The organism is Mesorhizobium sp. RCAM 06353 (assembly GCF_059683585.1).
The window spans coordinates 5813364-5840342 of record NZ_CM185031.1 but is presented as its reverse complement, the minus strand read 5'-3'; the positions used below and the strand labels follow the sequence as shown (position 1 = coordinate 5840342).

25 protein-coding genes and 1 pseudogene are annotated in these 26979 nt (G+C 61.4%); 8 read left to right on the top strand and 18 right to left on the bottom strand.

The window, feature by feature from the left end; genetic code table 11:
- Positions 1 to 11 precede the first annotated feature (11 nt).
- The 3 genes from AC56QX_RS28470 to AC56QX_RS28460 all read right to left on the bottom strand — a co-directional run bounded on the left by AC56QX_RS28470 (position 12) and on the right by AC56QX_RS28460 (position 2546).
- Complete coding sequence (locus tag AC56QX_RS28470; protein ID WP_497111799.1) at positions 12 to 818, bottom strand: helix-turn-helix domain-containing protein; 807 nt, start codon at positions 816 to 818, stop codon at positions 12 to 14.
- A gap of 157 nt (positions 819 to 975) precedes the next feature.
- Positions 976 to 1851 (bottom strand): uracil-DNA glycosylase, encoded by an 876-nt coding sequence (locus tag AC56QX_RS28465; protein WP_497111798.1) that lies wholly within the window; start codon positions 1849 to 1851, stop codon positions 976 to 978.
- A 50-nt stretch (positions 1852 to 1901) separates the two neighbouring features.
- Positions 1902 to 2546, bottom strand: a complete 645-nt coding sequence (locus AC56QX_RS28460) for a hypothetical protein (protein WP_497111797.1) — start codon at positions 2544 to 2546, stop codon at positions 1902 to 1904.
- A 219-nt stretch (positions 2547 to 2765) separates the two neighbouring features.
- Between AC56QX_RS28460 and AC56QX_RS28455 the strand changes: the two genes are divergently transcribed.
- Together AC56QX_RS28455 and AC56QX_RS28450 are read left to right on the top strand one after the other, a co-directional pair.
- Entirely contained in the window at positions 2766 to 4445 is a 1680-nt protein-coding gene (locus AC56QX_RS28455) for an electron transfer flavoprotein-ubiquinone oxidoreductase (protein ID WP_497111796.1), read from the top strand.
- 94 nt (positions 4446 to 4539) lie between these two features.
- Positions 4540 to 5136, top strand: coding sequence for a DUF922 domain-containing Zn-dependent protease (locus tag AC56QX_RS28450; RefSeq protein WP_497111795.1), 597 nt, complete (start codon positions 4540 to 4542; stop codon positions 5134 to 5136).
- 34 nt (positions 5137 to 5170) lie between these two features.
- Here the strand turns inward: AC56QX_RS28450 and AC56QX_RS28445 are convergent, their stop codons facing one another.
- The 5 genes from AC56QX_RS28445 to AC56QX_RS28425 form a co-directional block, all read right to left on the bottom strand.
- Positions 5171 to 6181, bottom strand: coding sequence for an endonuclease/exonuclease/phosphatase family protein (locus AC56QX_RS28445; protein ID WP_497111794.1), 1011 nt, complete (start codon positions 6179 to 6181; stop codon positions 5171 to 5173).
- Between the two features lie 126 nt (positions 6182 to 6307).
- Entirely contained in the window at positions 6308 to 7771 is a 1464-nt protein-coding gene (locus AC56QX_RS28440) for an AMP nucleosidase (protein ID WP_497111793.1), read from the bottom strand.
- A gap of 116 nt (positions 7772 to 7887) precedes the next feature.
- The gene (locus AC56QX_RS28435) at positions 7888 to 8082 is read right to left on the bottom strand and encodes a hypothetical protein (RefSeq protein ID WP_497111792.1); all 195 of its coding nucleotides are present in this window, start codon (positions 8080 to 8082) and stop codon (positions 7888 to 7890) included.
- Positions 8083 to 8121: 39 nt separating this feature from the next.
- Positions 8122 to 8274, bottom strand: coding sequence for a hypothetical protein (locus AC56QX_RS28430; protein ID WP_202596399.1), 153 nt, complete (start codon positions 8272 to 8274; stop codon positions 8122 to 8124).
- 315 nt (positions 8275 to 8589) lie between these two features.
- Positions 8590 to 8931 (bottom strand): DUF2147 domain-containing protein, encoded by a 342-nt coding sequence (locus AC56QX_RS28425; protein WP_497111791.1) that lies wholly within the window; start codon positions 8929 to 8931, stop codon positions 8590 to 8592.
- A 437-nt stretch (positions 8932 to 9368) separates the two neighbouring features.
- On the opposite strand from AC56QX_RS28425, the gene AC56QX_RS28420 reads away from it, so the two are divergent.
- Positions 9369 to 9635, top strand: a complete 267-nt coding sequence (locus AC56QX_RS28420) for an SEL1-like repeat protein (RefSeq protein ID WP_010915070.1) — start codon at positions 9369 to 9371, stop codon at positions 9633 to 9635.
- 427 nt (positions 9636 to 10062) lie between these two features.
- Positions 10063 to 11184, top strand: a complete 1122-nt coding sequence (locus tag AC56QX_RS28415; protein ID WP_497111790.1) for an ABC transporter substrate-binding protein — start codon at positions 10063 to 10065, stop codon at positions 11182 to 11184.
- A 76-nt stretch (positions 11185 to 11260) separates the two neighbouring features.
- On the opposite strand, the pseudogene AC56QX_RS28410 reads toward AC56QX_RS28415, so the two are convergent.
- From AC56QX_RS28410 to AC56QX_RS28370, 9 genes and pseudogenes are all read right to left on the bottom strand, one after another.
- A pseudogene (locus tag AC56QX_RS28410) lies at positions 11261 to 13233 on the bottom strand (acetyl/propionyl/methylcrotonyl-CoA carboxylase subunit alpha).
- A 49-nt stretch (positions 13234 to 13282) separates the two neighbouring features.
- A complete protein-coding gene (locus AC56QX_RS28405; RefSeq protein ID WP_497111789.1) occupies positions 13283 to 13624 on the bottom strand; it encodes a hypothetical protein in 342 nt (113 codons plus the stop codon).
- Between the two features lie 69 nt (positions 13625 to 13693).
- Positions 13694 to 14065, bottom strand: coding sequence for a hypothetical protein (locus AC56QX_RS28400; RefSeq protein ID WP_497111788.1), 372 nt, complete (start codon positions 14063 to 14065; stop codon positions 13694 to 13696).
- 39 nt (positions 14066 to 14104) lie between these two features.
- Entirely contained in the window at positions 14105 to 14473 is a 369-nt protein-coding gene (locus tag AC56QX_RS28395) for a hypothetical protein (protein WP_497111787.1), read from the bottom strand.
- A gap of 120 nt (positions 14474 to 14593) precedes the next feature.
- The gene (locus AC56QX_RS28390; RefSeq protein ID WP_497111786.1) at positions 14594 to 15124 is read right to left on the bottom strand and encodes an O-acetyl-ADP-ribose deacetylase; all 531 of its coding nucleotides are present in this window, start codon (positions 15122 to 15124) and stop codon (positions 14594 to 14596) included.
- A 1-nt stretch (position 15125) separates the two neighbouring features.
- Positions 15126 to 16733, bottom strand: coding sequence for a carboxyl transferase domain-containing protein (locus tag AC56QX_RS28385; RefSeq protein WP_497111785.1), 1608 nt, complete (start codon positions 16731 to 16733; stop codon positions 15126 to 15128).
- Between the two features lies 1 nt (position 16734).
- Positions 16735 to 17898 carry an isovaleryl-CoA dehydrogenase gene (locus AC56QX_RS28380; protein ID WP_497111784.1) on the bottom strand — a complete coding sequence of 388 codons (1164 nt, stop codon included), beginning with the start codon at positions 17896 to 17898 and terminating at the stop codon, positions 16735 to 16737.
- Between the two features lie 54 nt (positions 17899 to 17952).
- Positions 17953 to 18612, bottom strand: coding sequence for a TetR/AcrR family transcriptional regulator (locus AC56QX_RS28375; RefSeq protein ID WP_497111783.1), 660 nt, complete (start codon positions 18610 to 18612; stop codon positions 17953 to 17955).
- 84 nt (positions 18613 to 18696) lie between these two features.
- Positions 18697 to 18981, bottom strand: a complete 285-nt coding sequence (locus AC56QX_RS28370; protein ID WP_497111782.1) for an acylphosphatase — start codon at positions 18979 to 18981, stop codon at positions 18697 to 18699.
- Between the two features lie 206 nt (positions 18982 to 19187).
- On the opposite strand from AC56QX_RS28370, the gene AC56QX_RS28365 reads away from it, so the two are divergent.
- Entirely contained in the window at positions 19188 to 19697 is a 510-nt protein-coding gene (locus tag AC56QX_RS28365) for a MarR family winged helix-turn-helix transcriptional regulator (RefSeq protein WP_497111781.1), read from the top strand.
- Here AC56QX_RS28365 and AC56QX_RS28360 read toward each other — a convergent pair.
- Entirely contained in the window at positions 19694 to 20806 is a 1113-nt protein-coding gene (locus AC56QX_RS28360; protein ID WP_497111780.1) for a pyridoxal phosphate-dependent aminotransferase, read from the bottom strand. The two genes, AC56QX_RS28365 and AC56QX_RS28360, sit on opposite strands and share 4 nt — an antisense overlap.
- 120 nt (positions 20807 to 20926) lie before the next feature.
- Here AC56QX_RS28360 and AC56QX_RS28355 point away from each other — a divergent pair, with 120 nt between their 5' ends.
- The 3 genes from AC56QX_RS28355 (at position 20927) to AC56QX_RS28345 (ending at position 26440) form a co-directional block, all read left to right on the top strand.
- Positions 20927 to 22594, top strand: coding sequence for a tetratricopeptide repeat-containing sulfotransferase family protein (locus AC56QX_RS28355; protein WP_497111778.1), 1668 nt, complete (start codon positions 20927 to 20929; stop codon positions 22592 to 22594).
- 300 nt (positions 22595 to 22894) lie between these two features.
- Entirely contained in the window at positions 22895 to 24562 is a 1668-nt protein-coding gene (locus AC56QX_RS28350) for a tetratricopeptide repeat-containing sulfotransferase family protein (RefSeq protein ID WP_497111776.1), read from the top strand.
- Positions 24563 to 24760: 198 nt separating this feature from the next.
- Positions 24761 to 26440, top strand: a complete 1680-nt coding sequence (locus tag AC56QX_RS28345; RefSeq protein WP_497111775.1) for a tetratricopeptide repeat-containing sulfotransferase family protein — start codon at positions 24761 to 24763, stop codon at positions 26438 to 26440.
- The last annotated feature ends 539 nt before the right edge of the window (positions 26441 to 26979 follow it).

The window sequence follows — 26979 nt, the reverse complement described above, 5'->3', positions numbered from 1 at the left end:
CCCGTCAAGGGTCAGCCAGCCCGCTCCTTCGCTAGCCGCACCAGCACCGCCCTTGTCTGTTCGTCGGCCGGGAAGAAGGATTCGATCGCCAGTTCCGACAAGGTCACGTCGAGCGGGGTGCCGAACACGGTGATGGTGCTGATGAACGACAGCACCTGATCACCATGGGCGAGGCGAAGCGGATGCACGATCGCATTCGGCTCGACAGGCATGGGCCTACTGCCCTTCAGTCCGGACGGGTAGGTGCGCAGCTCGCGCTCCAATTCGACCAGCACCGGATCGCCGCTGGCGTCGTTCTGGTGCTTGAGGCGTTCGAGCAGGTGCGTGCGCCATTCCGCGAGGTTGACGATGCGTGGCGCGATGCCGCCAGGATGCAGGCTGAGGCGAAGCACGTTGACCGGTGCCGCCAGCAACGAAGGCTCGCTGACATCAGCAAGGAAGGGAGCAATCGCGGCGTTCGCCGAAACCAGGTTCCAGTGCCGGTCCACCGCCAGCGCCGGGAAGGGCTCGTGTCCCTTGAGTACGATCTCGACCGCCGCCATCGCCGGTGCCAGTGTCGTGTCGGTCAGCGGCCGTTCGCCGAAGCTCGGCGCAAAGCCCGCGGCGAGCAGCAACTGGTTGCGCTGCCTCAGCGGGATCGCCAACTGCTCGGCCAGATGCAGCACCATATCGCGCGAGGGTGCGGCACGCCCGCTTTCGACAAAGGACAGATGCCGCTGCGAGATTTCGGCTTCCATGGCGAGGTCGAGCTGGCTCATGCGGCGGCGCGTGCGCCATTCGCGAATGAGACTGCCGGCGGAGGTTTGGGCTGTTGTCATGGGAGGATGGTTAGGCTGACAGGGACGGCATTTCAATTACCTGCGAGGTTATCGCCAGGAGCAATTCCAGGAAAAATGCGTAGCGGTTTTCCGTCCGGAGTTGCGTCAAAACAAAGAGATAGAGCGGTTCGGCGTTTCCGTGAAACGGTGAACTGCTCTAGGCGAGTGACCGCAGCTTCGCCTTCACCTCGAGAAAATCCCGCCATGCCAGCTTCTTGTGCGCCGGCGTCCGCAGCAAATAGGCCGGATGCAGTGTCGGCATGGCCGGAATGGCGATACCGGAGGCCGTGGTGTGGACACGCCAGTTGCCGCGCAGCCTGAGAATGCCTTCTGACGTGTTGAGCAGCGTCTTGGCAGAAGGTCCGCCGAGATTGACCAGCACCTTGGGATTGACCAGCTCGATCTGCCGCTCGATGAACGGCCGGCAAATCTCGGTCTCATGCGGCGTCGGCGTGCGGTTGCCCGGCGGCCGCCACGGAATGACATTGGCGATGTAGACCGAAGTGCGGTCGAGCCCGATCGCGGCCAGCATGCGGTCGAGCAGGCGGCCCGAGCGGCCGACGAAGGGCAGGCCCTCAATGTCCTCATCGCGACCTGGCGCTTCGCCGACCAGCATCACCGCGGCCTCCGGGTTGCCGTCGGCGAACACCAGATTCTTGGCGGTGGCCTTGAGATTGCAGCCGTCGAAGGCAGCCATATGCTGGCGCAGCTCGTCCAGGGTTGTTGCAGTTGTCGCCAACTGGCGCGCAAGTGCTGCCTGAGCTTCGTCTGGCACGGCGGCTACCGATGGACGCGCCGGTGGTGCATCCGGCACGTTGCTCGTATCCAAGCCGGGCGAAGCCGCTGGCCGCTCCGGCGCCTTGTCTTCGCGAGCGGGCGCTGCCTGTGCCGGGGCGCGCTCGACGGGCCTGGGTGCCGCCTCGGCGAAGCGGTTCACCGGAGCGTCTTCCAGCGCCTCATCGACGCCGGCGCTGGCATAGAAAGCCAGGATGTCGGCAATATCGGTCGGGCTGTTGGGGGAGGCGGCAGTCATGGTGCGCACATTCGTCCGCATGACTGCAATTTGCAAGCTGGCGGCTTGCCCTATCCGGTCGGAATGCGCGGGTCCTGCACCAGATAAAAAGTCCATCGCGGCGTGTAGTCGGTCACCAGGAACTCGAAGCTGGCGGTTTTCAGCGGGTCGACCTTGCCGTTCTTGAACAGCAGCCGGTCATAGGGTTCGAAGTCGCGGTCGAAATCGGCGAAATTGCTCGACCAGATGTTCTCGGGCGTCTTGTTGCGCTGGTCGAACGAAAGCCCGTCTCCAAACACGCTCGGCTGATCCAGTATCTCCTGAAGCTCGAACTGGAACTCGATCCAGGCCTGGCCGCTGTTGTTGAGCACGTCGATGCGCATATACATGATGCCATTGGCGAACTCGCCCGCCTTGCCGAATGTCTGGATCGGCTTGGTGGTGCGGATGGTCAGCGTCACCGGTGTCGCCGAATTCAGCTCTTCGGTAATGACCAGCGGATCATCCTTGGTTCCGATGCCGGAGGCTCCCGTGATGCGGAAGCCGCCAAGCTCGTCGGAGAAGGAGTAGGCGCCTGTCGCCCAGACCTTCACCTCGTCCGCGACGGCGTGCCCCGGTGCCGACATCAGAAGGGCCAGCAGAATCGCCCGGCAGGCCCGGCCGGGCGTGAAAAGAAAGCGCGTCGAAGGAAAGCCGCCAGGCCCAGGAATGCGCATGGCGGAAGTATGGCCGATAAGCAAGCCGCCGAACAATTAAAAAACGCAAGCACTGTGGGTCTCGCTGGGCACGAACGGCTGCCCTGTCGCAAGATGCGCGACTTTTTGGCCAAATCCGCATTGTCACGTCTGCGCCGGTTTCCTGTCGCCAATTGATGCGCTATGCAGCGCAGGAGCCAGCAAGATACGCAACAGCGGCAAGCCAGTGCGGAGGGGTTGATGAGCGATATCGAACGCGAAAGCATGGAATTCGACGTGGTCATCGTCGGTGCCGGCCCGGCCGGCCTTGCCGCGGCCATCCGCCTCAAGCAGGTCAATCCCGAGCTTTCCGTCGTCGTGCTGGAAAAGGGCGGCGAGGTTGGCGCCCATATCCTCTCCGGCGCCGTCGTCGATCCGATCGGCATCGACCGGCTGCTGCCCGGTTGGCGCGAGGAGGAAGGTCATCCTTTCAAGACGCCGGTCACGGCGGACCATTTCCTGGTGCTCGGCCCTGCCGGCTCGTTCCGTCTGCCCAACATTTTGATGCCGCCGCTGATGAACAATCACGGCAATTACATCGTTTCGCTCGGCAATGTCTGCCGCTGGCTGGCAACCAAGGCCGAGGCGCTTGGTGTCGAGATCTATCCGGGCTTTGCCGCCGCTGGCCTGCTCTACAATGATGAAGGTGCCGTCACCGGCGTCGTCACCGGTGACATGGGCGTCGAGAAGGACGGCACGCACGGCCCGGGCTTCGCGCCGGGCATGGCGCTGATGGGCAAATATGTGCTGATCGGCGAAGGCGCGCGCGGCTCGCTCGCCAAGCAGCTGATCGCCAAATACAAACTCTCCGATGGCCGCGAACCCGGCAAATATGGCATCGGCCTGAAAGAACTCTGGCAGGTCAAGCCGGAGAACCATCGGCCGGGCCTGGTCCAGCACTCCTTCGGCTGGCCGCTCGACATGAAGACCGGCGGTGGTTCGTTCCTCTACCATCTCGAGGACAATCAGGTGGCGGTCGGCTTCGTCCTCCACCTCAATTACAAGAACCCTTATCTGTCGCCATTCGAGGAATTCCAGCGCTTCAAGACCCATCCGGCGATATCAGGCACGTTCGAAGGTGCCAAGCGGCTGGGCTATGGCGCGCGCGCCATCACCGAGGGCGGCTGGCAGTCGGTGCCGAAACTGTCCTTCCCAGGTGGTGCGCTGATGGGGTGTGCCGCGGGCTTCGTCAACGTGCCGCGCATCAAGGGCTCCCACAATGCGGTGCTGTCGGGCATGCTCGCCGCCGAGCATGTCGCCGAGGCAATCGGTGCCGGCCGCGCCAATGACGAGCTCACTTCCTACGAGGAAGCCTGGCGCGCGACCGATATCGGCAAGGACTTGAAGAAGGTGCGCAACGTCAAGCCGCTGTGGTCGCGTTTCGGCACCATCGTCGGCGTCAGTCTCGGTGGTCTCGACATGTGGCTGAACACGCTGTTCGGCGTCTCGCCCTTCGGCACGCTGAAGCACGGCAAGGCCGACTATGCCACGCTCGAGCCCGCCGCAAAGCACAAGAAGATCGCCTATCCGAAGCCCGACGGTGTGCTCACCTTTGATCGCCTGTCCTCAGTGTTCCTGTCCAACACCAATCACGAAGAGAACGAGCCGGTCCATCTGCTGGTCGGCGACATGGCATTGCAGCAGCGCTCCGAGCACGATGTCTTTGCCGGACCCTCGACCCGCTATTGCCCGGCAGGCGTCTATGAATGGGTCGACAAGGACGGCAACGCCGCCGCCGATCCGGCGGCCAAGGATGTGCGCTTCATCATCAACGCGCAGAACTGCGTGCACTGCAAGACCTGCGATATCAAGGACCCGAACCAGAACATCAACTGGGTGCCGCCGCAGGGCGGCGAAGGTCCGGTCTACCAGGGTATGTGACCTCGCTCGGCCGGGCAGGTTGGGCCTCGGCGGCAAAACCGTTGAAACGGCCGCCGGTCTATGGTTCCCTTCCCAGGGGATAGGGAGAAGGCCGATGCGCCGGATCGTTCTGACATGCCTCGTCGCTATTGGAGCGCTGTGTGCGCCAGAAGCCTTGGCCGGCACCAGGGCGGTGGTCCAGACGCGGACCTACGACGTTACGGGAAGCTCGGGCGCCGCCCTCATCGACGCGATGGACCGCAAAGGCCCCAGGCACGGCTTCATGACGCATGCCATCGCCACAACCGCCTATACCGTCGACTGGGACCTCGACGCTGGTCAGGGCAACGGCTTTTGCCGGATGCGGCGGGCCAACGGCACGCTCAATCTGTTCTATACCTTCCCTCGCGTTGGCTCGCCCATGACGCCGGCGCTGAACAGGCGGTGGAACAGGTTTTTCGCCGGTGTTCGCGCCCATGAAGAAACACATGGACGCATCGCCAGGGAGATGATGCGCGCTACGGAACGGTCGATAGTCGGTCTGCGGATCACCAACGACCCGTCTTGCTACCAGACGCGCCGCGAAGCGCGGCTTCGCATCAAGGCTGTCTATGCCGAATATGAGGCCAAACAGATCGCCTTCGATCGGCGCGAGCACAGCAATGGCGGCCATGTCGAACACCTGATCGCTGCCTTGATCGGAAAGCCGTGAACGCGGCGTCGGGGGGCCTTCGCTCGATTGACGGTCAGCCGTATGGCTTGGCCAGCAAATCGCTCGCCGCCAGCGCTGTGGCGTGCCCATTCTCAGGCTGCTTGTCGTCGGGCCTTAGCGTGAACTCGACCAGCACCGGCAGATGGTCGGAACCGGTGTCCTCCAGCCGGGTCGAAGACAGAATGGCCAATCCACCCTTGGTGAAGACCTGGTCGATCGGCAGGCCTGCATAGCGGCGCAGGACGTCCGGCAGTGTCCGGTGGATCCAGGTCGGGCCGGCCGAAGGCATGAGTGTCAGCCCGCCGAGAGCCGCGACCCGCCGCACTGCCGCGCTCCACGGCACGGCGTTGCAATCGCCGGCCATGATCGCGGTCGGGCCAAGCCCGGCCAGTGTTTGCGCCAGTTCGCCGATCTGCCAGTATTGCTCCTTCGGCCACGGCCAGCTCAAATGGATCGCGGCGACATCGACGCTGATGCCGCCGAAGTCGATGGTGGCGGTTGCCATCGCGCCGCGCGGCTCACAACGCGGCGCGGTGTCGGCGGCGAACGGCCGCCGCGACAGCAGCGCCACCCCGAACATGCCGTTCGGGTAGGGGCACAGGATACGGTAGGGGTAGGCGCTGGTGATGGTGCCAAGCTCGGTCGTCCACATCTCCGACACCTCGTCGAGGGTGATCACGTCGGGATTGGTGCGGCCGATCAGCGAGAGCACTTTCTTCGGTGTCGGGTTGTTGAAGCGCAGGTTCATTTGCAGCAGGCTGTAGACAGCCTGATCGGCGGGCTTGGCAACCGCAGGCTGCGGCCAAAGCCTCGGCAAGGCGCTTGCCGTTGTGGCCAGGCAGGCGATGGCAAAGACCAGCCCCGCTGCCGCTTGCAGCCGAAACGAGCTGGCGAGCAGCGACAGAGCCAGAAGCGCCATAAGCACACTGAAGTGAATGCGGAAATGCGAGAAGGAGTCGAACGCCGGATGCAGCGTGCCGAAGAACCCGGCCAACAGCGCGGCCGACAGTGCCGTCATCGCCAGGAATGCCAACCCAGCCGTCATTTTCAAGCGCGCGCCTGTTATCATTGAGGTCGTGTCTGCTGGATGCCGCCTGCGTTCGATCTGCTTACCGGTCAAATTGCGGCCTGAGCAAGACGACGAATTGCCTCGCCGCGGGCTCGCGGCCGCCTATTGGAACGCCGTCTCCGAAAAACTCCGGAGCTTACGCGAATGCAGCCGCTCCATCGGCATCTCGGCCAGCTTCTCCATCGCCCTGATGCCGATGGTCAGATGCTGCGCCACTTGCCGCTTGTAGAACTCGGTCGCCATGCCAGGCAGTTTCAACTCGCCATGCAGTGGCTTGTCGGAAACGCACAGCAGCGTGCCGTAGGGCACGCGGAAGCGGAAACCATTGGCGGCGATCGTCGCCGATTCCATGTCGAGCGCGATAGCGCGCGACTGCGACAGGCGCTGCACCGGTCCGCGCTGGTCGCGCAACTCCCAGTTGCGGTTGTCGATGGTGGCGACCGTGCCCGTGCGCATGATGCGCTTCAGGTCGTAACCCGACAGGCCGGTAACCTCGGCAACAGCCTCCTGCAACGCGACCTGGATCTCGGCCAGCGGCGGGATCGGCACCCAGACCGGAAGGTCGTCGTCGAGCACGTGATCCTCGCGCACATAGGCGTGCGCCAGCACATAGTCGCCAAGCGCCTGCGTGTTGCGCAGCCCGGCGCAATGGCCAAGCATCACCCAGGCATGCGGCCTCAGCACCGCGATATGGTCGGTGATCGTCTTGGCGTTCGAAGGGCCGACGCCGATGTTGACCATGGTGATGCCGCCATGGTTCGGCTTCTTCAGGTGATAGGCCGGCATCTGCGGCAGGCGCTGTGGTCCAACGCCTTCGCCGGGCGTGCTCTGCCCGGCCTTGGTGATCACATTGCCTGGTTCAACGAATTCGGCATAGCCGTGGCCGCCTTCCGCCATCTGCACCCGGGCGCGGGCCACGAACTCGTCGATATAGAACTGGTAGTTGGTGAACAGCACGAAGTTCTGGAAGTGCTGCGGTGTGGTCGCGGTGTAGTGCGACAGGCGGTGCAGGGAATAGTCGATGCGCTGCGCCGTGAACGGCGCCAGCGGCCTCGGCTCGCCGAATGGCACTTCGAATGTGCCGTTGGCGATCTGGTCGTCGGTGCCGTCGAGGTCGGGCACATCGAACAGGTCGCGGATCGGTCGTTTGATGCGTTCGGCCGCCGCCCCGTCGACATGGGTGCCCTCGAGGAAGGCGAAATGCAGCGGGATGGGTGTGGTCGATTCCGACACGGTGACCGCGACCCCGTGATTGCGCATGATCAGGCGCAACTGCTCGACCAGATAGCTCTCAAACAGAGCCGGCTGGGTGATCGTGGTCGAAAAATGCCCCGGTGTCGGCATGTGGCCATAGGCCTGACGCGAGTCGATCTGGGTGAACGAATTCGTGGTGACGCCGATCTCGGGATAGAAGGCGCGGTAGCGTTTGCCGTTGTCGCCGCCCGCCGCTGCAAGCGCGGCAAAGGAGTCGCGCAGGAACTTGGTGTTGCGGTCGTAGAGGACCTGCAGTGCGGCGACTGCTTTTTCGGCTTTGTCAAAGCTTTGCCGGCCAAAAGGCTCGGGCATGACGACAGATTCGATTGCTTGGGGGTAGATTCGCTTTTCCATGGCTCAATATAGAGACTTGGACGGGCGGTTGGGAGGGGTGTCGCTGTCGAAGGCGCCCAAAGCGCCAATTTTCTTTATCCCCGCTGCAGGCTGACCAGTAGGACGAAACCCACGCCGGACTGCTTCAGGGCCGGCGCCTCGATCGTCGAGCCGGTATCGGCGCGCATCATCGGCACCGCTAGAACCGGAGCGGCCAGAAGCATCAGGACAAGCAGCGCACGCGGCAGAAGCCGAAGGGTCTGTAGGGTATTGGCGGCGATGCGGTTCATGGCTTTTGCTCTTCTCTTTGGATCTGCGTCTTTGTCGCCTCAGCGGCGAAAATGGTTCACGCAATCGAATTGGCAGGAACTGGCTTTGTCCCAGGCGCGGGCAGGACGGCCGGCTTCTGCGACGAGGATGGCGAAGAACATCCCAAACAGGCTCATCAGCAGGCAGACGATGGTGAAGCGGCGAGCAAGCATTGGGTCGTGTCTCCTTCAACACGGGTGAGAATGCCCCAACGCCTCTGAACCGGCTCTGATGCCGGCGTTCATCTGCGGTTCAATTTGATTGACGGGATCCGAGCGGGCAGCCGCTGGCTGCGCGGCGACCGGAAGCGAGGCAATGGCGTCGCCCAAAAGTGACCTCGGTTTTGGGAAGACGACATGCATAAAGAAAAGATCTAAAGCGCGTCGCATGAATCCGTTTCAACGCGACGCGCTTTAGACGTGCCGGTGAAACGAAAACGGGGCCCGCCAGGCCCCGTCATCATGTCAGAAGAATAAGGATAGGGTCGATCAGAGCTTGTGCCAGGTCTGGCTCTTGCAGATCAGTCCGCCGAGCACGCAACCGCTCATCTTCAGCGAGGTGCCCGACAATGTCGCCTTGCCGGAATAGGTCTTGTCGTTCGCCGGATCAGTGATGTTGCCGGCATATTTGTCGTCGCCGGTCGCTTTCAGCGAGCCGATGGTCTTGCCGGCATATTTTCCTGATTTGAGCGTGATGGAAAACGAGCCGCTGCCTGAAATGGCGGCGGTGTCGCCGGCTTGCGTCTTCCAGTTGCCCTCGATCGGATCGGCCCACGCCGCACCCGCCATGATCAATGTGGCTGCAAGAGCCAGGCTCACTTTTCGAAACATGTCTTGCTCCCTTTGGATAGCCGGCCGAATTCTCCGCCTCGCCGGTCTGCCGCTTACGCAAACGTAAGCTAATCCAGCTCCCGGCAAAACAAAAGTCGTGCCGCAACGGAAGAGTTTCGTATTTTCAAGGTGCCCGGATGCGCCTCGGCGGCGAGGAAGTGAAACGATCGGCGCAGTGCCTTTGGTTTCCGTGGTTAGCGGAGTGTTGATTTGGCAGTCGAAGATTTTCGTCAAATTCGATGCAAATAGGCTGAATTGCTGGCTTCTTATCCTTAACGAATTTTCCCGTTTACCTCTTGTTTTAGCTTTGTTTTCTTCAAATTAAGCACGCTATTTAACGACGGATTCAAGCCTGATCGGCATTCTCGAAAGCATCGAAAGAGCAGCCCGGACAAGACAAACGGAGGCAGCTCTCGGGAGCCAGACAGGGGACTAAAATGGCACGTTTTGAAATGCTTGAAGCAGGTTTCGGCGCCATGGGGGCAACTGCCCAGGCCGACATTCTTTTCGAACTGGGCATGATGTATGCGACCGGCCGCGACTGCGAGACCGACGTCGTTGCTGCCCACAAATGGTTCAACATCGCCGCCATCAAGGGCTCGGCCCGCGCCGCGGAACTGCGCTCTGAACTGTCGGCCGCCATGTCGAAGGTCGAGATCGCCAAGGCGCTGCGCGAAGCCCGCGAATGGATGACCATGCACTGAGTTCCGCCAGACGGGGACGCTCCGGCCAAGACCGCTCCAAGACGGTCGGGCCAAAACAGGGATAAGGCTGCGTAGACAGCCAGGCCACAGGCCATCAACAATAAGAATGCGGCAGGCCGGCAGGTCCAGGCCGTGCGACGGGCCATGATCCCGAAAATCGGGAAAGCCCATGGTCGGCAGGAAGACAGGGAAGGCGACGTTGGGGTTCGCGGCGCGGGGGCGCTGGGGAAACGGCCCGACAGGCAAAAAAAGCCACGATCAGCCGGAACAAGGCTGGCGTGGCTTTTTTGCGTGGAGGAGGCCTCGCAGGCCCAATCGAGCGGTGCCGATGCGCCTAGACAGGCCCAATGAAGGATGAAATTGTCCCGCCTCTCTAAGAAGAAGCGCGGCCGGGGCGGCCGCGCGTGAGTGGAGGAGTTCTATTGTCATGAAAAAAATGAGTATTTTGAGCGCGGCCATTTTCGGCCTGATGATGAGTGCGCCGGTCGCATTCGCCGACGACATCACCGTTTCGGTGGTCGGCCCGATGACCGGACAGCTCGCCACCATCGGCGATCAGTTCAAGCAGGGCGCACAGGCCGCCGCCGATGCCATCAACGCCGCAGGCGGCGTCAACGGCTCGATGATCAAGCTCGACATCGAGGACGACCAGTGCGATCCGAAGCAGGCTGTTTCGGTCGCCAACCGCATCGTCGCCAATGGCGTCAAGTTCATCGACGGTCATGCCTGCTCGGGCTCGAGCATTCCGGCCTCGGCTGTCTATGCCGAATCCGGCGCGCTGATGATGAGCCCGGCTTCCTCGAACCCGGTGCTGACCGACGCGGCGGCCAAGGCCGGCTGGCCGACAATCATGCGTCTCTATACGCGTGACGACGCACAGGGCGCCTTCATCGGCCCGTGGATCGCCACGAAGTATGCCGGCAAGAACGTCGTCGTCCTGCACGACAAGAGCGCCTACGGTCAGGGCGTGGCTGACGCCGTCAGGGCCACCATGAACGCCGGCGGCCTCAAGGAAGTCTACTATGACGCCATCAACCCCGGCGAGAAGGACTATTCGGCGCTCGTGACCAAGCTCAAGGATCTCAAGGCCGACGTCGTCTATTTCGGTGGCTACCATCCTGAAGCCGGCCTGATCCTGCGTCAGTCGGCGGAACAGAACCTCAAGTTCCAGCTGATCATGCCGGACTCCATCGCCTCGCCGGAATTCTGGCAGGTTGCCGGCCCGGCTGGCGAGGGCACCATGTTCGTGTTCCCGTCGGACCCGCAGGCAAAGCCGGAAGCCAAGGCCGCTGTCGAGAAGATCAAGGCCGGTGGCTTCGTGCCGGAAGGCTTCACGCTGTTCTCCTACGCCGTGGTCCAGGCTTTCGCCGAAGGCATCAAGCGCGCCGGCAGCGACGATCCGGCCAAGGTTGCCGAGGCGCTGAAGAACGGTACGCCGATCAGCACTGTCGTCGGCGACGTCACCTTCGACGAGAAGGGCGACCTCAAGAATGCCAGCTACGACATCAACCAGTGGCATGACGGCAAGTACGCGCCGATCGCGCAGTAATCGCTCTGGCGGTTAAATAAATGGCCGGGTTCGTCCCGGCCATTTTTCTTTGTGATCCAGGATGCAGTTCCGGTTGTCAGCCAGTTGCGGCGGTCGAAGCTTGTTCCTCGACGAACCGCACCAGCACGGTCCCGTCGGTGACCTGTGCACCTTCAATGGCGATTTCGGCAATGACCCCGTCATGCGGGGCAGCGATCGTGTGCTCCATCTTCATCGCTTCGAGGATCAGAAGCGATTGCCCTTTGATGACCGCATCGCCCTTCCCCACGCGCACCAGCTTGACCAGGCCGGGCATCGGCGCGCGCAGGCTGCCGGAGGCGGCCGCCGCGTCGTCGCTCCTGGCCAAGGGGTCCGGCACCGCGAATGTATAACCGACGGCGCCTTCGAACGCGGTGACGTGGCCCGGCCAGCGGGCGAGGCGAGGAACGGCGCGAAAATCATGTGCATTGGCTTTGTCATAGGGCGCCTCGAGCGCCACCTGGAAGCGCCCGTCCGGCCGCACCGACACCTTTGCCAGTATATCGGCCTCGCCGAACTTTAGCCGCGTGCGCCGCGCGACGCCGTGGAAATGCGCGTAGCCGGAAAGCGAAGACCATGGGTCGTTCGATGGCGGCAAAGCTTCCGCCCCGGAGGCGGCAAGGGCGGCAGCCGCGACGATTTCAGCAGTCGGCGGCGCGACCTCGGTCAGCGCCGCCTGATGTCTGCCGATCAGGCCGGTGTCGACGTCACCAGCACAAAAGTCGGGATCGGCGGCAAGGGCGGCAAGAAAGGCGGTGTTGACGATCGAGCCGGCGACCTCGGTTTGCGCCAGTGCTGCGCCGAGAGCTGCCAGCGCCGCTTGCCTGTCCTCTGCATGGACGATCAGCTTGGCGATCATCGGATCGTAATAGGGCGAGATGGCATCGCCGGCCCGCACGCCGGTCTCGATACGCAGCGCCGCCGCGTCGGGCTCGGGAAACTTCAGATGATGCAGCGTGCCCGTTGCCGGCAGGAATCCCTTGCCGCGTCCTCCGCATAGATGCGTGCCTCGAAGGCATGGCCGGCAAGCGCGATCTCGCTTTGCGTCTTCGGCAGCTTTTCGCCAGACGCAACCCGCAACTGCCACTCGACCAGATCGGTGCCGGTGACCATTTCGGTGACCGGATGCTCGACCTGCAGGCGGGTGTTCATTTCCATGAACCAGAAGCGGTCGGCCTTGAGGCCTTGCGAGGCATCGACGATGAACTCGATGGTGCCGGCGCCGGAATAATTGATCGCCTTGGCGGCCTTCACCGCCGCTTCCGTCATTGCCTTGCGCAAAGCCGGCGTCATGCCGGGGGCGGGCGCTTCCTCGATCACCTTCTGGTGGCGGCGCTGCGCCGAGCAGTCGCGTTCGTAGAGATGCACCGCATTGCCGAAATTGTCGCCGAACACCTGCACTTCGATGTGCCGCGGCTTGTCGACGTATTTTTCGACCAGAACGCGGTCGTCGCCGAAGGCGGCTTTTGCTTCGCGCCGGGCGCTGGACAGTGCCTCGGAGAAATCGTCGGGATGCTCGACGCGGCGCATGCCCTTGCCGCCGCCGCCGGCGCGCGCCTTGATCAGTACGGGGTAGCCGATCTCGCGTGCCTTGGACGCGAGCAGGACGATCTCCTGTGCCTCACCATGATAGCCCGGCACCACCGGCACACCGGCCTTCTCCATCAGCCGCTTGGCGGCGTCCTTCAGTCCCATGGCGCGGATCGAGGCCGCAGACGGCCCGATGAAGGTGAGCCCTGCCGCCACCACCTGGTCGACGAAATCAGGATTTTCCGACAGGAAGCCATAACCCGGATGGATGGCTAGCGCCCCGGTCGCGAGCGCCGCCGCGACGATCTTGTCGCCGCGCAGATAACTTTCGCCGACAGGCGAGGGGCCGATATGAACAGCCTCGTCGGCCATCTCGACATGCAGAGATTTCGCGTCGGCGTCCGAATAGACGGCGACGGTGTGCACGCCGAGCTTGCGGGCCGTGCGGATGACACGGCAGGCGATCTCGCCCCGATTGGCAATCAGGATCTTGCTAAACATGGAGCCTCCCGGGTCTGTCTCGGGCGGCGCCATTCAGGCAGGCGCCGGCCTACTTCGAAGCGGCGATCTCGCAGGCGCCGCCGTTCGTCACCTTGTAGTGCGCGCGCGTGGCCGCGCAGGATTTCATCGCCAACCCTTCCGCCACCTTTTGCGACGGCGCATTCAGCTGCGCACCGCATAGGATGTACAATGAAACCACCCTTGAATATGGGGTGGTGGCATAAGCGGAATGGCCACTGGCCGCAACATAGGCCTTGTACGCCTTGGCGCATGGCGACTTCGAGACGCCCAAATTCGGTGGGAAACGCTTGTCCCCCTCGCTGCCCGCCAACGACGCGGCCATGCCGAAGCCGGACGAGGCGATCAACAACAACCCGGCCAGTATCGCCATGGCTGTTCGCCTGGAATTCGTGGATTTCATTTTGTCTCTCCCAAATCGAAAAACCGCGCGCCTTCCAGCCTATTTGGAGGCGGCGAGACTGCAGGCGCCGGCGACCGTCACCTTGTATTTGCCTTTGCTGGCCTGGCAGGATTTCAGCGCTAGGTCCTCGGCCGCCTTCTGTGACGGTGCGTTCAGCTTCACGCCGCAAATGAAATACTCGCTCGCCGGAACGATTGGCGTCGCCGCAAAGGCCGAATGGCCCGAGGCTGCGAGATACGCTGCATAGATCTTCTCGCAGCCTCCGGTGGTTCCTATAGGGATGGTTATCGGGTAGCGCACGTCGCCCTTGCTTCCCGCCAGCGATCCAGCCATGGCGGCGCTGGGGGTCGCCACCATCAGCAAGCCTGCGACTATCGAGGTCGCTGCTCGTTTGCAGGTTCCGGATTTCATTCTGTTCACCCCATTCGGAAAAAAGTCTCGGCTGGTTGCCTACTTCGATGACGAGATCGCACAGCCGCCGCTCGCGGTCTTGAGCTTCCATCGTGTCAACCCAGCTTGGCAGTTGCGCAGCGCCATCTCTTCCGCGGCCTTCTGGGATGGCGCGTTGAGCTTCGTCCCGCAGATGATGTAGAGGTCGACCACGCGCGAATAGAAGGTCGTGGCGTAGGCTGAATGACCGCTCGCCGCGACATAGGCCTTGTAGGCAACGTTGCATTCGCCCGTGCCTAGGGTCGGCGGAAAACGCACGTCTCCCTTGCTGCCCGCCAGCGAGCCCGCCGTCGCGGCGCCAGCTGTTGCGAATATTAGTAGTCCTGCAAATATCGAGACAGACGTCTCCCGATAATATTCCAGTTTCATTTCCACCCTGTCCCCTTTGCACTGAGCAGGACAAGCAGTAGCGAATGTTTTGCCTCACCGCCAGTTCGTTGGTGGGAATTTTGGTTTGCCTGTGCTGATGAATCGGTTGGTCCATACAGTTCAGCCTTTCCGGAGCGCAGCAACGGTTCGCTGGTATAGTTGTGCCGTATGCTCGTCGAAGCAGCAGAAGATGACGGTTTCGGGCATGTTTTTCTCTTCGACGACCATGCCGACCGTGCCGACAGCGATCTCGGTCGCCGCATCTTTCGGGTAACGGTAAACACCGGTCGAGATCGCTGGAAACGCCACTGTGCGGCAGCCATTGGCGGCCGCGAGTTCCAGCGACCTGCGATAGCAGGAGGCCAACAGTTCGGCTTCGCCCTTGCCGCCGCCCTGCCAGACGGGTCCGACCGTGTGGATGATGTGTCGAGCCGGCAGTTTATAACCTTTGGTGATCTTCGCGTCGCCGACCTTGCATCCGTGCAGCATCCGGCATTCGAATTCGAGCTCGCGGCCCGCCGCGCGATGGATGGCGCCATCGACCCCGCCGCCGCCGAGCAGCGACGAATTGGCGGCATTGACAATGGCGTCGACATCCAGCTTCGTGATGTCGCCGGTGTGGATGCGGATCCTGTCCAGCGCCTTGCTCATCTCACATCCTGAACACGCCGAAGCGTGTGTCCTCGATTTCGGCATTGAGCGCGGCGGACAGGCTGAGCGCCAGCACCTCGCGCGTCTTCGCCGGATCGATGATGCCGTCATCCCAGAGGCGGGCGGACGAGTAGAGAGGATGGCCCTCATGCTCGTATTTCATCAGGATAGGCTTCTTGAATTTTGCTTCCTCCTCGGCGCTCCATTCGCCCCCTTTGCGCTCGATGCCTTCGCGCTTGACCATGGCAAGCACGGTTGCTGCCTGCTCACCGCCCATCACCGAGATGCGCGCGTTCGGCCACATCCACAGGAAGCGTGGGGAATAGGCGCGGCCGCACATGCCGTAATTGCCGGCGCCGAACGAACCGCCGATGATCACGGTCACCTTCGGCACCCTGGCGGTGGCAACCGCCATCACCAGCTTGGCGCCGTCCTTGGCGATGCCGCCTGCCTCGTATTTCCGGCCGACCATGAAGCCGGTGATGTTCTGCAGAAAGACAAGCGGGATCTTGCGCTGGCAGCACAGCTCGATGAAGTGCGCGCCCTTCAGCGCGCTTTCGGAAAACAGCACGCCATTGTTGGCGATGATGCCGACCGGCATGCCATGGAGATGGGCAAAGCCGGTGATCAGCGTGGTGCCGTAGTTCTGCTTGAACTCGTCGAACTCGGAACCGTCGACAAGGCGCGCGATCACCTCGCGCGCATCATACGGCTGACGCAGATCCGTGGGCACGATGCCGTAGAGTTCGTCTGCCGGATGAAGTGGCGGAATCGATTTCTGTAAGCTCAGGCTTACGGTCTTGTTCCGATTCAGGTTTTTGACGATGCGACGGCAGATGGCGAGCGCATGGTCGTCGTCCATCGCATAGTGGTCGGCGACGCCGGAAAGCCGCGTATGCACGTCCGCGCCGCCCAGATCCTCGGCGCTGACGTCTTCACCGGTGGCCGCCTTCACCAGCGGCGGGCCGCCGAGGAAGATGGTCGCCTGGTTGCGCACCATGATCGTCTCGTCCGACATCGCCGGCACATAGGCCCCACCCGCCGTGCAGGAACCCATGACGCAGGCGATCTGCGGGATGCCGGCAGCCGACATGTTGGCCTGGTTGTAGAAGATGCGGCCGAAATGCTCCCGGTCCGGAAACACCTCGTCCTGATTGGGCAGATTGGCGCCACCGCTGTCGACCAGATAGATGCAGGGCAGATTGTTCTGCAGCGCGATCTCCTGTGCGCGCAGGTGCTTTTTCACCGTCAGCGGATAGTAGGTGCCGCCCTTCACCGTGGCATCGTTGACGACGACCATCACCTCGGTGCCTTCGACACGGCCGATGCCGGCGATCATGCCGGCCGACGAAATCTCCTCGCCATACATCGACCACGCCGCGAACTGGCCGATCTCGAGGAAGGGCGAGCCGGTGTCGAGCAATTGGGCGAGGCGTTCACGCGGCAACAGCTTGCCACGCGAGACGTGGCGCTCGCGTGCCTCCTCCGAGCCACCGCGCTCGACGGTCGCGGCTTTTTCGGCGATGTCGGCGACCAGTGCGCGCATGCGTTCGGCATTGGCGCGAAAGGTGTCGGAGGAAGGCGAGATCTGGGTTTGCAGCGTAGCCATGCTACACTCCCTCCGCCATGATCTCGCGGCCGATCAGCCAGCGGCGGATTTCGCTGGTGCCGGCGCCGATCTCATAGAGTTTGGCGTCGCGCAGCAGCCTGCCGGTCGGATAGTCGTTGATATAGCCATTGCCGCCCAGCAGTTGGAGGGCGTCGAGCGCCATCTGCGTCGCCTTCTCGGCGGCAAACAGCACGCAGCCGGCGGCGTCCTTGCGGGTGGTCTTGCCGCGATCGCAAGCGGCGGCGACGGCATAGACATAAGCGCGAGCTGCGTTCATCACCGTATACATGTCGGCCAGCTTGCCTTGCACCAGCTGGAACTCGCCGATCGGCTGGCCGAACTGCTTGCGCTCGTGGACGTAAGGGATCGCCACGTCGAGGCACGCCGCCATCAGACCGATCGGGCCGCCGGCGAGCACCGTGCGCTCATAATCGAGACCTGACATCAGCACCTCGACGCCGCGTCCTTCCTCATGCAGAACATTGTCGAACGGCACCTCGACATCCGAAAAAACCAACTCGCCGGTGTTGGAGCCGCGCATGCCGAGCTTGTCGAGTTTCTGCGCCACGGAGAATCCCGTCATCGTCTTCTCGACGATGAAGGCAGTGATGCCGCGCGATTTCCGCTCCGGATCGGTCTTGGCATAGACGACCAGCGTATCGGCGTCCGGCCCGTTGGTGATCCACATCTTGGTGCCGTTGAGCACATAGCGGTCATTGCGCTTTTCGGCGCGCAGCTTGAGCGAGACGACGTCGGAGCCAGCGCCGGATTCCGACATCGCCAGCGCGCCGACGCGTTCGCCCGAGCACAGCGGCGGCAAGAATTTTTCCTTCTGCGCCGGCGTCGCCCAGCGGTTGATCTGGTTGACGCAGAGGTTGGAGTGAGCGCCGTAGGAGAGACCGACCGAAGCCGAGGCGCGGGAAATCTCTTCCACCGCAATCACATGGGCGAGATAGCCCATGCCGCTGCCACCGAAATCGGGATCGGCGGTGATACCGAGCAGGCCGAGCGCGCCGAGCTCCCGCCACAGATGCGCTGGAAATTCGTTGTCGCGATCGATGTCGCCGGCGATCGGCGCGATCCTGTCCTGGGCGAAGCGGCGCACCAGGTCGCGCAGCGCCTCGATGTCCTCGTCATGCCCGAAGCTGAGCGTGTTCGTGTACATGTTTCTCCTCCGTGGCGCATGACCCCGAAAATCGACTTCGATTTTCGGAAAGGATCATGCGCGAAAATTAAAGTGGGACAGCGTCCTTTGCGCGTCCGATGGACGCGCGGCGCTGTCAGCGATCTTCGCGCCGACGAGCCGCATTGTCATTGAAAGATATGTCGCCGTTACTTCAGGGACCGACAGCCGTTCGCCGGGCCGGAACCAGACGATGACGCCGGTCATCATCTGGATCAGCGCCATGGCCGTCAGGCCGGTGTCCTCGATCTCGAAGACGCCGGTCTCGGCGCCGTCGCGCAGGATGCTGCGCAGTTCCTTTTCGTAGGCTGTGCGCATGCGCAGGATCTGTGTCAGCCTGTCGGGCGACAGGCTGCGCAATTCCATGTTCGACACATGCGTGGCGTGCCGGCGCTCGATGTGGAAGGCGATGTGGTTGCGCACATAGGCCGCAAGCTGCTCCGCCGGATCGGCGCCGGTTGGTCTGGCATGTTCCCAGGCCTCGCGAAGCCCTTCCATGTGCTCACGCATCAGCGTGAACAGGAGGTCTTCCTTGGTAGGGAAATAGCGGTAAAGCGCGGCCGCTTGGACGCCGACCTCGGCCGCCAGCTGGCGCATCGACATCGCTTCATAGCCATAGCGGGCGATCAGGTTGACCGCCGCTTCGCGGACTGCCGCTTCGGTTCGTTCGCCGTCGGACCCTGTGGTGCGCGCCATGATCGCCTCGTGAATGCGGAGATAATAAAACGAACGTTCAATTAATTCAAGCGTGCCTGATGAGTTCACGTGACGCGCCCGCGCCTATGCGACGATCCTGAAGTCTCCGGGCGCGGTCCAGGCCTCAATCTCCTCGACATCGATCCGTGAGACTGAAGCGCCCTGCGGGCCTTGCCGAAGTCGTTCGATCATGGCTGAAACCGCCGGATCGGCGCCGGCAAGCCATGCCGTTACCGAGCCGTCTCTTTCATTGCGCACCCAGCCCACCAGCCCAAGCCCTGCTGCTTCGTCTCGCGCCCAGATCCTGTAGCCGACGCCTTGCACCTTGCCGTGCACGCGCGCTTGCACCGCTCTTCTTCGCTCGTTCATGGCTCACTCCCTTGCATAGAGTCTGGCGCGGGATCGAACGAAGGCAACCGGTTGGAAGGGAGGATTCGATCAGATCGATGGGCCGTGCTTTGCTCTGGGATACATGACATGTTCCAATAGATAATTGACTCCGTCAACTTTTTCACGATGATCAGTCAGAGTGGAAATCTTCTGGGGCACCTGACATGCCAACCGATCGCAATGCCTTGGTCAGCGACCTCAGGTGCTTCAACCGCTTCTACACTAGCCTGATCGGGCTGCTCGACGAAACCTTGACGCACGGCGCCTACACGCTGGCCGAGGCGCGGGTGCTGTTCGAACTGGACCGTCGATCCGGCCATATTGCCGCCACCCCTGACGGCAAGGCAGGCTTTCTGGCACGGGCGTTTCAAATCGATTTCGCACCGGCAGCGTCCGACATCGCCCAGGAACTCCAGTTGGAGCCGGCTTACGTCACGAGAATCCTTCGAAAACTCGCTACCGCCGGCCTGACGGAAACGCGTGCCGGCCCCGACGCCCTGCGCGGTCGCGTCCTCTCGCTCACCGTCCGCGGCCAGGCCGCGCTTACCACACTCCAGGCGGCCGCGGATCGCGATCTCGTCCGCCTGACCGCGGACTTAGGCGACGAAGAAGCCGCCGAACTATCCGATATTTTGACGCGTGCCAGGCATCTGCTGGGCGGAGCACCGGCATCCAAACACAGCAAAGCTGCCTAGTTCCCTCGTGCGGCCGCCAGTGCGCCCGGCAGTTCCTCGGCGAAGATATCCAGCTCGTGGTCGAGGCCGACACTGACGCGGATGCAGTGGTCGAGCCCTGGCGCCATCGGCTTGCGGATGAAGACGTCGCGCGACAACAGTCCTTGCAGCACTTTCAGCGCGAAGGCGCCGTCATGGCCACAATCGATGGTGACGAAATTGGTCGCCGAGGCCAGCGGCTTCAACCCGTTCTGCTCGGCGATCGCCGCGATGCGCCGGCGCCCGGCAGCCACCCGCGCCACCACTGTCTCGAGATAGGCCTGGTCGGCAAGCGCCTCGACGCCGGCAATCTGCGCCATGCGGCTGACGCCATAATGGTTGCGGATCTTCTCGAAGTCGCGGATCACCTGGGCCTCCGCGACCGCATAGCCGCAGCGTATGCCGGCAAGCCCGTAAGCCTTTGAAAAGGTTCGCATGCGGATGACATTCGGGCGCGAGGTATCGATCGGCGGCAAAGCCGAGGCCGGCCCCAATTCGCCATAGGCCTCGTCGAGCACCAGCATGGTGGTCTGCGGCAGCGCTTCGATGAAGCGGATCACCTCGTCCGCCTCCCACCAACTGCCCATCGGATTGTCCGGGTTGGACAGATAGACCAGCGGTGCCTTCTCCTTGACCGCCGCCGCGAGCAGGCCGTCCAGGCTTTCGTGGTCGTTCTCGTAAGGGACGGTGACCAACCGCCCGCCGACGCCGGCTACATGGAAGTTGAAGGTCGGATAGGCGCCGAGCGACGTCACCACGGCATCGCCGGGCGCCACATACATGCGCGCCACCAGGCTCAGCAGGCCGTCAATGCCTTCGCCGACAACGACGTTCTCGACCGCCAAATCGTGATGCGCGGCAGCCGCAACCTTCAGATCGAAATTGTCGGGATCGCAATACATCCACATGTCGCGGGCGATCTCGGCCATGCGGGCAATGACGCGCGGCGAAGGACCAAAACTGCTCTCATTGGCACCGATGCGCGCACGAAAAGGGCGCCCGCGCTCACGCTCCTGCGCTTCGGGGCCGACAAACGGCACGGTTGAGGGAAGCGCGGCGATGAGCGGCGAGAGGGGAGGGCGTTGGCGCATGGCGGAAGCTCGCTTGGAAAGGGACTTCTTGCTAGCTTGACCGGCTTGCCTGTGCAAGCACCTGGTGGTCCCGCAACCGTAACGCTGGATTCCTTTGTTTCTTTTTGCTAGCGAGGCAAAATGAACAATCGTCTTCCGCCCGCCTGGTCCAAGCACATCAAGCCCGGCCCTGCCCCGAAACCCAAACTGCCGCAAGCCAAACTGCCGATGGCAAATTCGCTTTCACGCGCGCAGGCCGACGACGCGGATCTGAAACAGGCATACATCTTTCAGCAGGCAAAACGCCTCAACGAGGCTCAGGACTTGTGCCTTCGAGTTCTGGCACGCACGCCAAACCATCCCATGGCCCTGTACATTCTGGGCACCGTCTGCCTAGGCTACGACGACGAGATGGCTCTGCGATATTTCGCGCGCGCGATCGGCGAGGAACCCAAGAGCCCCTACTACCATCTTGGCCTGGCCTCGGCCTATGTGAAGGTCAGCGAATATTCGCCAGCAATCGAACACATGCAGCATGCCTTGGAGTTGCAGCCAGACCTTATAGAAGCCCTGTGTGCATTGGGGGATGCCTATATTGATTTTGACAAGCCCGAGATGGCTTTGCCGCTTTATGAGAAGGCGCTGAAAATCAACCGGGATCATCCAAAGGTGCGGATCGGATTGGCCCGCGCGCTCACCAGTGTGGGACGCATGGATGAAGCCGCCGGTTACCTTCATGAGGCGATCGAACGTCGCATCGCTGTGCCGACCGCCTATCATGACCTCGTCCAGACGCAAAAGTTCACCGAAGAGCCAAAGGAACTCAAATCCATCCTTGGTGAACTCGGAAATCCCAAGCTTGACCCCGACGGCGCGGAAAGGCTCCATCTGGCGGCCGGCAAGGTGCTGAACGACCTCAAGCGCTATAAGGATGCATTCGGCCATTTCAACAAGTCGAAGCAGGCCTCAGGCCGCAGGTTCGACATCGCTCAATACCGTCGCTGGGTTGACGCGCTGATCGAGACTTTCACGCCTGAGATGTTGGCTGCCCGGACCGACTATGGAAATCCCTCTGAAGTGCCTGTGTTCGTGGTCGGCATGCCTCGCTCGGGAACGACGCTTACGGAACAGATCTGCGCCAGTCATCCCGATGTTCATGGCGTAGGCGAACTTATGAAGCTTAGGCGGGTTGCGAATGCGATCGAACTCAGAAAGTCGTCGGCCGGAAATTTGAACAAGGCAATCGCATCAATCACAAAAAACCTGTCCGGAACATTGGCCGAAGAGCACCTGACCTATCTGACGGAGCGGGCACCTGCCGCACTTCGGATCGTGGATAAGATGCCGCATAATTTTGAATTGATCGGTTTGATCGGCCTCCTCTTCCCCAACGCGCGCATCATTCATTGTCGTCGCGATGCCATCGACAATTGCGTCTCTTGCTTTGTCCTAAGGTTCGGCGAGGGGCACAGCTACAACACCGATCTGAGGACCCTTGGCCTGTATTACCGCGAATATAACCGGCTGATGCAGCATTGGAACAAGGTTTTTCCAGGCCTGATCTTCGAAAATAAATACGAAACGCTGGTTGACGATCAGGAAGCACAGTCCCGCCGTCTCATAGATTATCTAGGGTTGCCCTGGGACGACGCCTGCCTGCGCTTTTTCGACAGGGATGGTTCGGTCAACACGCCCAGCCGCTGGCAGGTTCGTCAGCCGATCTACAAATCCTCGGTCAAGCGCTGGAAGAACTATGAGAACGAGATTCAGCCGTTGATCGAAGCATTGGGTGACCTGGCGGACGCGTGAATCAGGTATTCGCGTCTCAAACCCACCTCCGCCAACAGGACACATCGGGTGGGCACTGCCGCGTGGCACGTATTTCTGTAGTTTTCCCGGATCGACCTTCCAGCCGTAAGCGAAGACGCCATCCGGCAAATGGCATCGTCGAGGAAAGTGCTGCGATGAGTGGCGCGAGGCGGAGAGCGCTGGCGCATGGCAAAAGCTCGCTTGAAAGCTTCCTTGCAAGCCTGCCGGATGGGCTTGCAAATTCCAGCAGCCTACAACCGCACGCTGGATTCCTTGGTCTCTTTTTGCTAGCGAGTCACGATGAACAATCGTCTGCCGCCAGCCTGGTCCAAGCACATCAAATCCGGCCCCGCGCCGAAACCCAAATTGCCACAGCCAACGTTGCCGAAAGCAAACTCGCTTTCGCGTGCCCAGGCCGACGATGCGCTGCTGAAGCAGGCCTATATCCATCAGCAGGAAAAACGGCTGGATGAAGCGCAGGATCTCTGCCTTCGGGTTCTGGCGCGCACGCCAAACCATCCGCTCGCGCTGTACATACTGGGGACTGTATATTGGGGCTACGACGACGAAATGGCCTTGCGGTATTTCGCGCGAGCGGTCGGTGAGGAACCTAAGAACCCTCACTACCACCTTGGCCTAGCCGAGACCTATATGAAGGTCAGCGAATATTCGCTTGCAATCAGGCATATGCAGCAAGCGTTGGAACTCCAGCCTGGCCTTATCGAGGCACTTTGTGCATTGGGGCGCGCTTATATCGTCTTTGACAAACCTGACATGGCGTTGCCGCTTTACGAAAAGGCGTTGAAAATCAATCGCGATCACCCCAAGGTGCGGGAAGGACTGGCCAAGGCGCTCAGCAGCCTTGGCCGTATGGATGAAGCCGCCGTCTACCTGAAAGAGGCGATCGAGCGGCGGATCGAAATGCCGGCTGCCTACAACGACCTTGTGCAGACGCAAAAGTTCACCGAAGAGCCAATGGAATTCCAAGCCATCCTTCGCGAACTCGATAACCCGAAGCTGGATGCCGATGGCGCGACGCAACTCCATCATGCGGCCGGCAAGGTCTTGAACGACCTCAAGCGTTACAAGGAGGCTTTCGCTCATTTCAAAAAGGGAAAAGAGGCCGCAGGATACAAGTTCGATATCGGCTCTTACCGGACCTGGGTCGATTCGATGATCGAAACCTTCACCCCGGATATGTTGACTGCCAGGGCCGGCTATGGAAACCCGTCCGAAGTCCCGGTGTTCGTGGTTGGCATGCCCCGCTCGGGAACGACGCTCACGGAACAGATCTGTGCCAGCCATCCCGATGTTCATGGCGCGGGCGAGCTCAGCAAGCTGATGCGCGTCGCCAACGCTATCGGCTTGACAAAGCGCGGTTCAGGAGACGTGGGCCAGTCGGCCATGTCGATCACGACGGGCCTGTCGAGAACGCTGGCTCAGGAACATCTGTCATACCTGCGCGAGCGGACGCCTGATGCGTTGCGCGTTGTTGACAAGATGCCGCACAATTTCGAACTGATCGGCCTCATCGGGCTTCTCTTTCCGAACGCACGCATCATTCATTGCCGCCGCGATGCCATCGACAATTGTGTCTCGTGCTTTGTGCTCCCCCTAGGTAAGGGACACAGCTACAGCAATGATCTGGAAACGCTCGGGCTTTATTATCGCGAATATGACCGCTTGATGCGCCACTGGCAGACGGTTTTTCCGGGGCTCATTTTCGAGAATCGCTATGAGACGCTGATTGAAGATCAGGAAGCGCAATCGCGCCGCCTCATAGATTATCTTGGGCTGCCCTGGGACGATGCCTGCCTGCGGTTTTTCGACAAGGGTGGCTCGGTTAATACTTTTAGCCGCTGGCAGGTTCGCCAGCCGATCTATACATCGTCCGTCAAGCGCTGGAAAAATTACGAAGGCGAGATTCAGCCGCTGATTGAAGCGCTGGGCTACCTGGCGGACACCTGATCATCACGGCAGCTTGCGGCTCGGAATTGAAAGCTGCGGCACAGGCTGCTGCGTTCGTTCCGAAGAACACCCTCGCTCGAGCAAAGGGCCCTGCGGCCAACACATGGGCCTTCTGCTGACACATGGACCTTCTGCTGGAGGCCGTCGATATGGTCAGATGTTCTGGATTCGATTGGCTTTTTTTGCTAGCTAGGAATGATGAATAATCGTCTGCCGCCTGCTTGGTCCAAGCACCTCAAATCCGCCGCCTCGCCTAAACCTAGATTGCCACAGGCAGGTCCTGTACGAGCAAGTCTGCCGAAAACAAATTCGTTTACACGCGCACAGGCTGACGAATTGTTGCTGAAGCAAGCCTATGAGCATCAACAGGCCAAGCGGCTCAAAGAGGCTCAGGACCTATGCCTGCAGGTTTTAGCGCGCACGCCAAACCATCCGCTGGCACTCTACATCATGGGCACCGTCTGTGTGGGCTACGACGACGAGGCGGCTCTGCGTTATTTCGCACGCGCGGTCGGCGAGGAGCCTGGAAACCCCTACTATCATCTTAGCCTCGGTGAGGCCTATGGCAGGCTGAGCGAATTTTCAGTTGCGATCAAACACATCCGGCATGCCTTGGAATTGCAGCCCGATCTTGTAGAGGCCCTGTGTGCCCTGGGTCGCGTTTATACCGAGTTCGACAAACCCGACCTGGCCTTGCCGCTTTATGAGAAGGCGCTGAATATTAACCGCGATCACCCCAAGGCGCGGATCGGAATGGCTGCCGCGCTCACTGGCCTTGGGCGCATGGAGGAGGCCGGCGTCTATCTTAAAGAGGCGATCGAACACCGCGTTGACGTGGCGGCGGCTTATTACGACCTCGTGCAGAGCCGAAAGTTTGCCGAAGAGCCTGCGGAATTCCAATCGATCCTTCGCGAACTAGACGGTCCACGCCTTAAATCGGAGGCTGTGCAGAACCTGCATTACGCAGCCGGTAAGGTGCTGAACGACCTCAAGCGCTACGCTGAGGCGTTCCACCATTTCAACAAGGCGAAACAGGCCGCCGGCTACAAGTTCGACATCGATCAGTATCGTCGTTTCGTGGATATGACCATTGAAACCTTCACGCCGGATCTGTTTGCCGCAAGGTCCAGCTATGGGAACCTTTCAGAAGCGCCTGTGTTCGTGGTCGGGATGCCGCGATCGGGGACGACACTGACCGAACAAATATGCGCCAGTCATCCCGACGTTCATGGCGCTGGAGAGCTTAGCAAGCTGAGGCGGGTAGCGAACGCGATCGGTCTGAAAACCACGGCTTCCGATCTCAACAAGCCGATTATGACGGTCACTGAAGGCTTGTCCAAGACGTTGGCCGAAGAGCATCTTTCCTATCTCCGGGAGCGCGCTCCGACTGCGCAACGAATCATCGATAAAATGCCGCACAATTTCGAATTGATCGGCCTCCTCACCCTGCTCTTTCCCAATGCCCGCATCATTCACTGCCGCCGCGATGCCATCGACAATTGCGTGTCATGCTTTGTCCTGCCTTTCAGCTCGGCACACAGCTACAACTCAGACCTGCGTGCACTCGGCCTCTACTATCGAGAATATGACCGCTTGATGCGCCACTGGAACGAGGTTTTCCCGGGTCGTATCTTTGAAAATCGCTATGAGACGCTTGTAGAGGATCAAGAGGCACAGTCGCGCCGGCTCATCGATTATCTCGGCCTGCCTTGGGATGACGCATGCCTACGCTTCTTCGATAGGGAAGGGGCGGTCACCACGCCCAGCCGCTGGCAGGTTCGTCAGCCGATCTACAAATCGTCGGTGAAGCGCTGGAAGAATTACGAAAGTGAGATCCAGCCTTTGATTGAAGCGTTGGGCGACTTCGCCGACGTGTGAGCGATAGTTCCCCAGGCCAAAAGCATGTCAAAGAGCTAAGTGCAGAAGCGAAGCTGAAAGATCGCGACGCGCTTTATAGGGTGGTTCGGCGCTTGGTAGAGTAGCCAATGCGACGCCAGTGCGCCGTCGTCATCCTCGCGCTTGACATGGCTTGACCCGAGGATCCTTGCCGTGACCCGAGAGCGCCGCCGCGGTGCAGAACTTGCCCCACCGCACTCCTCGGCAGAAGTCATGCATGGATCCTTGGGGCTTCGCTCCGCTTCGCGTCGCTCCGCCCAACGATGACGAAGCTGTGGGGCTTCAGCCAATTGCGAACGTTTACGATGGTTCATCGAAACGAACTGTGGCTGACAACATGTCTGCGACCTAGAGCAATTCCACCTCGATTCCGGCTGCCGAATGCAGCACTGCGCACTCGGGCTATTGCTGATGCATGTCGTCCAAAGTGCGCAACGGCGTTGGAACAACGGTATGCATCAAAACAAAAAAGAGCAACCCGGCGGTTGCCCGCCGGGTTCTCCTGTCTCCCCAGAAATATC

Bases quoted from the DNA above. Each gene is read 5' to 3' on its own strand.
- AC56QX_RS28470 (WP_497111799.1), bottom strand. From the start codon at position 818: ATGACAACAGCCCAAACCTCCGCCGGCAGTCTCATTCGCGAATGGCGC.
- AC56QX_RS28465 (WP_497111798.1), bottom strand. From the start codon at position 1,851: ATGACTGCCGCCTCCCCCAACAGCCCGACCGATATTGCCGACATCCTG.
- AC56QX_RS28460 (WP_497111797.1), bottom strand. From the start codon at position 2,546: ATGCGCATTCCTGGGCCTGGCGGCTTTCCTTCGACGCGCTTTCTTTTC.
- AC56QX_RS28455 (WP_497111796.1), top strand. From the start codon at position 2,766: ATGAGCGATATCGAACGCGAAAGCATGGAATTCGACGTGGTCATCGTC.
- AC56QX_RS28450 (WP_497111795.1), top strand. From the start codon at position 4,540: ATGCGCCGGATCGTTCTGACATGCCTCGTCGCTATTGGAGCGCTGTGT.
- AC56QX_RS28445 (WP_497111794.1), bottom strand. From the start codon at position 6,181: ATGACGGCTGGGTTGGCATTCCTGGCGATGACGGCACTGTCGGCCGCG.
- AC56QX_RS28440 (WP_497111793.1), bottom strand. From the start codon at position 7,771: ATGCCCGAGCCTTTTGGCCGGCAAAGCTTTGACAAAGCCGAAAAAGCA.
- AC56QX_RS28435 (WP_497111792.1), bottom strand. From the start codon at position 8,082: ATGAACCGCATCGCCGCCAATACCCTACAGACCCTTCGGCTTCTGCCG.
- AC56QX_RS28430 (WP_202596399.1), bottom strand. From the start codon at position 8,274: ATGCTTGCTCGCCGCTTCACCATCGTCTGCCTGCTGATGAGCCTGTTT.
- AC56QX_RS28425 (WP_497111791.1), bottom strand. From the start codon at position 8,931: ATGTTTCGAAAAGTGAGCCTGGCTCTTGCAGCCACATTGATCATGGCG.
- AC56QX_RS28420 (WP_010915070.1), top strand. From the start codon at position 9,369: ATGGCACGTTTTGAAATGCTTGAAGCAGGTTTCGGCGCCATGGGGGCA.
- AC56QX_RS28415 (WP_497111790.1), top strand. From the start codon at position 10,063: ATGAAAAAAATGAGTATTTTGAGCGCGGCCATTTTCGGCCTGATGATG.
- AC56QX_RS28405 (WP_497111789.1), bottom strand. From the start codon at position 13,624: ATGGCGATACTGGCCGGGTTGTTGTTGATCGCCTCGTCCGGCTTCGGC.
- AC56QX_RS28400 (WP_497111788.1), bottom strand. From the start codon at position 14,065: ATGAAATCCGGAACCTGCAAACGAGCAGCGACCTCGATAGTCGCAGGC.
- AC56QX_RS28395 (WP_497111787.1), bottom strand. From the start codon at position 14,473: ATGAAACTGGAATATTATCGGGAGACGTCTGTCTCGATATTTGCAGGA.
- AC56QX_RS28390 (WP_497111786.1), bottom strand. From the start codon at position 15,124: ATGAGCAAGGCGCTGGACAGGATCCGCATCCACACCGGCGACATCACG.
- AC56QX_RS28385 (WP_497111785.1), bottom strand. From the start codon at position 16,733: ATGGCTACGCTGCAAACCCAGATCTCGCCTTCCTCCGACACCTTTCGC.
- AC56QX_RS28380 (WP_497111784.1), bottom strand. From the start codon at position 17,898: ATGTACACGAACACGCTCAGCTTCGGGCATGACGAGGACATCGAGGCG.
- AC56QX_RS28375 (WP_497111783.1), bottom strand. From the start codon at position 18,612: ATGGCGCGCACCACAGGGTCCGACGGCGAACGAACCGAAGCGGCAGTC.
- AC56QX_RS28370 (WP_497111782.1), bottom strand. From the start codon at position 18,981: ATGAACGAGCGAAGAAGAGCGGTGCAAGCGCGCGTGCACGGCAAGGTG.
- AC56QX_RS28360 (WP_497111780.1), bottom strand. From the start codon at position 20,806: ATGCGCCAACGCCCTCCCCTCTCGCCGCTCATCGCCGCGCTTCCCTCA.
- AC56QX_RS28355 (WP_497111778.1), top strand. From the start codon at position 20,927: ATGAACAATCGTCTTCCGCCCGCCTGGTCCAAGCACATCAAGCCCGGC.
- AC56QX_RS28350 (WP_497111776.1), top strand. From the start codon at position 22,895: ATGAACAATCGTCTGCCGCCAGCCTGGTCCAAGCACATCAAATCCGGC.
- AC56QX_RS28345 (WP_497111775.1), top strand. From the start codon at position 24,761: ATGAATAATCGTCTGCCGCCTGCTTGGTCCAAGCACCTCAAATCCGCC.